The 6169-nt window shown below is 75.8% G+C and carries 6 protein-coding genes; 1 reads left to right on the forward strand and 5 read right to left on the reverse strand.

The window, feature by feature from the left end; genetic code table 11:
- Nucleotides 1–229 precede the first annotated feature (229 nt).
- Nucleotides 230–1207 carry an NADP-dependent oxidoreductase gene (locus tag AE652_RS33080; protein ID WP_063780350.1) on the reverse strand — a complete coding sequence of 326 codons (978 nt, stop codon included), beginning with the start codon at nucleotides 1205–1207 and terminating at the stop codon, nucleotides 230–232.
- Nucleotides 1208–1312: 105 nt separating this feature from the next.
- Here AE652_RS33080 and AE652_RS33085 point away from each other — a divergent pair, with 105 nt between their 5' ends.
- Nucleotides 1313–1882 carry a TetR/AcrR family transcriptional regulator gene (locus AE652_RS33085; RefSeq protein ID WP_049658338.1) on the forward strand — a complete coding sequence of 190 codons (570 nt, stop codon included), beginning with the start codon at nucleotides 1313–1315 and terminating at the stop codon, nucleotides 1880–1882.
- Between the two features lie 50 nt (nucleotides 1883–1932).
- Here the strand turns inward: AE652_RS33085 and AE652_RS33090 are convergent, their stop codons facing one another.
- From AE652_RS33090 to AE652_RS33105, 4 genes are all read right to left on the reverse strand, one after another.
- Complete coding sequence (locus AE652_RS33090; protein ID WP_049658339.1) at nucleotides 1933–3291, reverse strand: DUF2252 domain-containing protein; 1359 nt, start codon at nucleotides 3289–3291, stop codon at nucleotides 1933–1935.
- Nucleotides 3292–3405: 114 nt separating this feature from the next.
- Complete coding sequence (locus tag AE652_RS33095; protein WP_049658341.1) at nucleotides 3406–5001, reverse strand: multicopper oxidase family protein; 1596 nt, start codon at nucleotides 4999–5001, stop codon at nucleotides 3406–3408.
- Nucleotides 4998–5471 (reverse strand): hypothetical protein, encoded by a 474-nt coding sequence (locus AE652_RS33100; protein WP_049658344.1) that lies wholly within the window; start codon nucleotides 5469–5471, stop codon nucleotides 4998–5000. The genes AE652_RS33095 and AE652_RS33100 overlap by 4 nt, the downstream gene beginning before the upstream one ends.
- A 205-nt stretch (nucleotides 5472–5676) precedes the next feature.
- Nucleotides 5677–6169 (reverse strand): ABC transporter permease (locus AE652_RS33105; RefSeq protein ID WP_159028621.1); only part of this gene is annotated, 493 nt, incomplete at its 5' end.

The raw sequence follows: 6169 nt of genomic DNA on the forward strand, positions 1-6169 counted from the left end.
CCGGCGCCTGTCGATCGCCCGGGCGGCGGGGCCGGGCCCGGCACCCAGGAGACCGGCCCCGACGGTGCAACTCCGCCGCCCACGGCGGCCGGTGGCCCGGTGATGCCCCGCCGGGGACCGGCCCTGACAGCCGGCTCCCCCACCCGCGACGACCCGCGCCGCAGCCCGACGCAGGGTGACTGCCTGCCGGGACCGACCCCCGTACGGCCCCGGCACGCCCCCTCCCCCGCTACCCGACCACCCGCAGCACGATCTTGCCCTGGATGTGCCCCCGCTCCGCCCGGCGGTGCGCGGCGACGGCCTCCCGCAACGGGTAGACGCCGTCCACGGCCACCCGGACCCGGCCGTCCGCCAGCAGAAGGGCGAGTTCGGCGAGGTCGCCGCCGCTGGAACGGACCTGCCACAGGCCCTCGTTCAGGGCCACCCCGAGTTCCGCGGCCCGCTCGGGCCGGTAGTCGCCGAGGAAGCAGGACACCAGTCGACCCCCGCGCCGCAGGGCGCCCAGCAGGCGGTGGGCCTCGGGGCCGCCGACGGTGTCGACCAGCAGGTCGGCGCCCTGGACGGCCTCGGCGGCCGGGGTGCGGGTGTAGTCCACGAAGCGGTCGGCGCCGAGGCCGTGCAGGAACTCCTCGTGCCGCCCGGAGGCGACCGCGACGACCTCCTCCGCCCCGGCCAGGCGCAGGAGTTGGACCGCGAGGTGTCCGATCCCGCCGGCCGCGCCGACCACCACGGCCGATCCGCCCCCGGCGTAGCCGAGGCGCTTGTACAGGAACTGGAAGGCGGTCAGCCCGGCCATCGGGACGGCGGCGGCCTCGACGTGCCCGAGGGCGGCCGGCTTGCGCGCCAGGTCGGCGGCCGACGCGACGACGTACTCGGCGTAGCCGGACGGGCGGCCGGGGAAGCCGAGGAGTCCGAAGACCTCGTCGCCGACGTTCCAGCCGGTGTCGGGGCCGCCGAGTTCCGCGACCACGCCGGAGACGTCGGTGCCGAGGGTCAGCGGCAGCGGCCAGTCGGGCCGCCGTTCGGCCGGGATGGTGGTGAAGCCGCTCCGGACGTACCAGTCGGGCGGGTTGACGCCCGCCGCGTGGACGCGGACCAGCACTTCTCCGGGCCCCGGGACGGGCCTCGGCACCTCCTCGTACCGCAGCACCTCGGGCCCGCCGTAGGCGTGCAGCCGGACGGCTTTCATCGTGTTCTCCGTGGCCATGTGTTCTCCCCCGACGCAGGACGGACGGGCTCCGACTAGAATCCGGAGCGCCGCTCCGGAAAGCTAACCGGAGCAGTGCTCCAGTTGTCAACGGCGAGGAATCCCATGCCCCTTGAACCGCAGACGGCGCCCCGCGCCGACGCCCAGCGCAACCGCGACCGAATCCTGGCCGAAGCGGCCGCCCTGATGGCCGACGAGGGCACCCAGGCCTCCCTGCGGGACGTCGCCCGCCGCGCCGGGGTCGGCCTCGGCACGCTCTACCGGCACTTCCCCACCCGCGAGGACCTGCTGGCGGCCCTGCTCGGCCGCCGCTTCGAACTCCTCACCGCCCGCGCCGACACCCTCGCCGCCGCCGAACCGGCCGGCCCCGCCCTGACCACCTGGCTCCACGAGTTCCTCGACGCCGCCGCCTACCGGGGCCTGCCCGCCACCCTGATGGCCACCCTGCAGGACCCGGAGTCCGCCCTGCACGCGAGCTGCCTGCGGATGCGCCAGGCGGGCGGGCGGCTGCTCGCCGCCGCCCAGCGGGAGGGACTGATCCGCCCGGACGTCACGGCGCTCGACGTCTTCGTCCTCGTCAACGCCCTGAGCTGGACCGCCGACCAGGGGCCTACCCTCGCCGAGCGCCGCGACCACCTCTTCGGGCTGGTCCTGGACGGCCTGCGGCCCCGCTGACCCCACCGGCGCCGAAGGCCGCGCCGAACTCGCCCTCCCCCGGCCACGGTTCACACCCCCGGGGTCGCCGCCACCCGCCCGTCGGCGATCGCCGCGACCAGCTCGCCGTGGTCGGCCGCCGTCCGGTCGGCGTAGCGCAGCGCGAAGTCGGCGACCGCCTCGGCGAAGGTGTCGGCGCTGCCGAGGTAGCCGGCGATGGCGAGGCGGTCGCCGGTGCGGGCGTGGGCGCGGGCGAGGGTGCGGCCGCAGAGGTCGGCATAGGCGCGCAGGCCGGAGGGCCGGAAGTCGGCGATGTCCGCCGAGCCCTTCATGTCGCGCAGTTGGCGGCCGTAGAAGTGGCGCCCGGCGGGGCCGGTGGTCCAGCCGAGGAAGATGTCGCTGGCGGCCTGCATCAGGTGCTGGCCGGTGACGACCCGGCGGCCGCCGTGGTGGGCGAGCACCTCGGCGTCCGCCCGCAGCGGCGGCAGGTGGTCCTCCAGCACCGACCGGCCGGCCTCCTTGAGCTGGAGGAACAGCGGGTCGTGCCCGTTCCCGCCCTCCAGCAGCACGATGTAGCAACGGGTGCCGACGCTGCCCACGCCGACCACCTTGGTGGCCGCCTCGACGAACCGGTAGCGGTCCAGCAGCACCCGGCGGTCCTCCGCGAGGGTGGCCCGGTAGTCGCTGAACACCTTGCCGACGCCGCGCAGTTCGGTCTTCCTCAGCGGTTCGATCAGCGGCGGCGCGCTGATGATCCGGCGCCGTCCGTCGCGTTCCTCGGTGAGCTTGCCGAAGGCCTGGAGGCTGGTGCGGCGCCGGGCGCGCGCGAACTCGGCCTCGGCCCGCCTGCGCTGCCGGGGCTTGGCGAGCAGCGGCAGCAGCTGCGCGGTGTCCACCCGGGCGTACCAGACGTCGAGTTCGCCCCGGCCCGCCAGCCGCCGCATCGCGGTCGCGTACCCCTGGGCGGCGGCGAGCGCGGCCCGGCGCGCCCGCCGATCGTCCTGGCCGTTGTCGCGGGCGGCGACGGCGACGCTGGCGGCGAGCCGTTTGACGTCCCACTCGAAGGGGCCGGGGAAGGTCTCGTCGAAGTCGTTGACGTCGAAGAGCAGCGCGCGCTCCGGCGAGGCGTACAGGCCGAAGTTCAACAAGTGGGCGTCGCCGCAGAGTTGGACGGTGAGCCCGGTGTCGGGGAGGGCGCCGAGGTCGGCGGCCAGGACGGCGGCGGCGCCGCGCAGGTAGGCGAACGGGCTCTCCGCCATCCGCCCGTGGCGGATCGGCAGCAGCCGGGCGACCCGGTCCGCGCCCTGCCGTTCCAGCACGCCGAGCGGGTCGGGCCGGTCGGCGGCGGGGATCCACCGGCCGTGGGCGGAGCGGGAGACCCGCTCCCGGGCGGCCCGGCCGTGCCGGCGGCGTTCGGCGGGGGTGGTCATGGCGCGGCTCCGGGCGTCGGCGGGTCCCCTCCTCCCCGCGAGGCTAGGACACGGGTGCCGGAGGGCGCAGCGCGCGCCCTCCGGCGGTCGGCCGTCCGGGTGAACCCCGGCGGCTCAGCGCACCGTGAAGTCCGCCATCATCGCCATGTCCTCGTGCTCCAGGTTGTGGCAGTGCAGCATGTACGCCCCCGCGTAGTCGGTGAAGCGCACCAGCACCTCCACCGCCTCGGCCGGGCGCAGGTCCACGGTGTCCTTCCATCCCGCGTCGTACGGGCCCGGGTCGGCGCCGTTGCGGCCGATCACCTGGAAGTGGTCGAGGTGGACGTGCACCGGGTGGTGCAGGTCGGTGGAGAAGCGCCAGAGCTCGACCGCGCCGAGGGCGGGCGTGGCGATGGACTCCCCCGGCTTGTACGGGCGGCCGTTGATGGTCCAGCCGTCGCCGCGGCTGCGCCGGAAGGTGAAGTCGCGGGTGGCGACGGCGGCGGAGGCGTCCAGGGCCTCGACGGCGGCGAGCCGGTCGGGCACCGTCGCGTCGTCGGCCGGCTGCTTCGCGGTGACGTCGAAGCGCATCACCTCGGCCGTCCGGCCGCTGCCGAAGCGGTTGACCAGCCGGACCTGGGTGCCGGGCTGGTAGCGGGAGAAGTCGACCACGACGTCGAAGCGTTCGGCGGGCGCGATCTCGATGCCGTCGTGCCGGACCGGGGCGGCGAGCAGGCCGCCGTCGGAGCCGATCTGGACCAGGGCGTCGCCGCCGGGCGGCTGCGGGTCGAGTTCGAGCCGGTAGAGCCGGGCGTTGGAGGCGTTGAGCAGCCGCAGCCGGTAGCGGACCCGGTCGACGTCCAGCCGGGGCCAGGGCGCGCCGTTGACCAGGATGACGTCGCCGAGCACGCCGTTGGCGTAGGCGTCGGTGACGCCCGGCTCGGCGAGCTGCGGGTCGACGGCGGGGTAGCGGAAGGAGCCGTCGGCGGCGAAGGAGCGGTCGGTGATCATCAGCGGCAGGTCCCGCTCGCCGCGCGGCAGCGGCAGCGCGTCCTCCTCGTCGTCGTGCACGAGGTGGAAGCCGGCCAGTCCGCGCCAGACGCCGGGGCCGGTGAAGCCCATCCGGTGGTCGTGGTACCAGAGGGTGGCGGCGCGCTGCTTGCCCGGATAGGTGTAGCTGCGCTCGCCGACGGCGGTGCGGGCGGCGGCGTGGTCCGTCCCGGACATCCCGGCCATCCCCGCCATCCCGGCCATGCCGCCGGCCTGCTGGGCGGCGTCCGGCGAGGACCCCACCGGCAGCAGCAGGTCCACCGGGTAGCCGTCGCTGTCCGCCGGGGTGTGCCCGCCGTGCAGGTGGGTCACCGAGGGCACCGGCAGCTCGTTGCGGTGCTTGACCACCGCCGTCCGCCCGGAGCGGGTGACCACGGTCGGCCCGGGGAAGCCGCCGCCGTACGTCCAGGCCTCGGTCCGCACCCCGGGCAGGATCTCCAGCCGGGCGACCTGCTGGGTGATCTCGTAGTGGTCGGCGGTCGCGTCGGTGCGCACCGGTTGCAGCACGGTCGGCACCGGCAGCGCGGCCCGGAAGGCCTCCGGCAGGTCGAGTTCGCTGCTCAGCAGCTGCCCGGGGCGGCCCTCGGCGAGCAGCCGGGCAACGGAGGGGCCGGCCACGGAGACCAGGGCGCCCGCGCCGAGCACGGAGGCGCCGACGCGCAGGAACCGGCGCCGGTTCACTTGACCACCTCGACCGGTCCGCCGGGGCGCGGCAGCCGCCCGGTGCCGTCCGGACCGCCGACGACCCGCGCCTCCCGGGCCGGCAGCGGCAGCCGCCAGGCGCCGACCAGGCCGAACAGCACGCCGCTGACCAGCAGCACGCCGAGCGTGACGTGCACGCCGAGCGCCCGGGCGTAGCCGGCGGTGATCTGGCCGATGACGGCGACGGTGAGCAGGGCGGTGGTCCACAGCGGCCAGAGCGGGCCCCGGCCGGGCCACCGGACGGCGACGGCCACCGCGAGCTGGAGCACCACCACGGTGGCCAGCATCATCGCGTTGCCCTCGTGGTCCTTCAGGGAGTCGTAGGTGCCGTTCAGGAAGCTGCCGGCCAGCATGACCTGGAGCAGTGCCAGCAGGGCGAGCAGGGTGGTGGAGGTACGCAGCAGGATCAGCGGCCAGCGGGGCGCGGGGGCGGCAGGAGGACTGCTCATGGTCGGGCTACTCTCTGCGTCGACGGTCTGGCGGGGCGGGCGCGAGCGTAACTGATGCGACGTCACGATCAGCTCTTGAAAAGGTCATCGGACCGTCATGTGGTCCCCATGACCGCCCGCTCGGGGCCGTCGTTCTCACCCGAAGGAAGGGGGTGCCCTTGAGTCGTCCTCAAGAGCACCCCCTTCCTCGCCTCCCGCGGGCCCGCTACTGGCGCGCCGCGCCCAGCCCCGCCGGCCGGGTCCGCAGCAGCGCCCGGACCGGCACCCCGGTCGCCGCGAGGCAGAGCAGCACGGCTCCGGCGGCCAGCGGCAGGGCCAGCATCGGCGGGACGTACGGGGCGGAGTTGGCCACGCCCCGGGCGACCGGCACCAGGGTGACCGCGGCGATCACCGCGCCGACCGCCAGCCCGGTCGAGGCCACCAGCAGCGCCTCCCAGCGCATCATGCCGCGCACCTGGCGCCGGGTGGTGCCGGCCAGCCGCAGCAGCGCGACCTCGCGGCGCCGGTCCAGCACCGTCATCACCAGGGTGTTGGCGGCGCTGACGGCGGCGAACCCGCCGAGCACGGCGGCCATCACGGTGTTGGCCCAGCCGTTGACCTCCATCGCCTTGTCGGACTGGGCGACGAACCCGGCCCGGTCGGTCACCGCGGCCCCGGCCAGCCCGCCCAGCCCGGCGGCCACCGCCGCCCGGTCGGCG

The sequence above is a fragment of the Kitasatospora sp. MY 5-36 genome, assembly GCF_001182915.1.
GTDB lineage: Bacteria > Actinomycetota > Actinomycetes > Streptomycetales > Streptomycetaceae > Kitasatospora.

Excerpts from the sequence above, each read along its gene's own strand:
- AE652_RS33080 (WP_063780350.1), bottom strand. The coding sequence starts at position 1,207 with ATGGCCACGGAGAACACGATGAAAGCCGTCCGGCTGCACGCCTACGGC.
- AE652_RS33085 (WP_049658338.1), top strand. The coding sequence starts at position 1,313 with ATGCCCCTTGAACCGCAGACGGCGCCCCGCGCCGACGCCCAGCGCAAC.
- AE652_RS33090 (WP_049658339.1), bottom strand. The coding sequence starts at position 3,291 with ATGACCACCCCCGCCGAACGCCGCCGGCACGGCCGGGCCGCCCGGGAG.
- AE652_RS33100 (WP_049658344.1), bottom strand. The coding sequence starts at position 5,471 with ATGAGCAGTCCTCCTGCCGCCCCCGCGCCCCGCTGGCCGCTGATCCTG.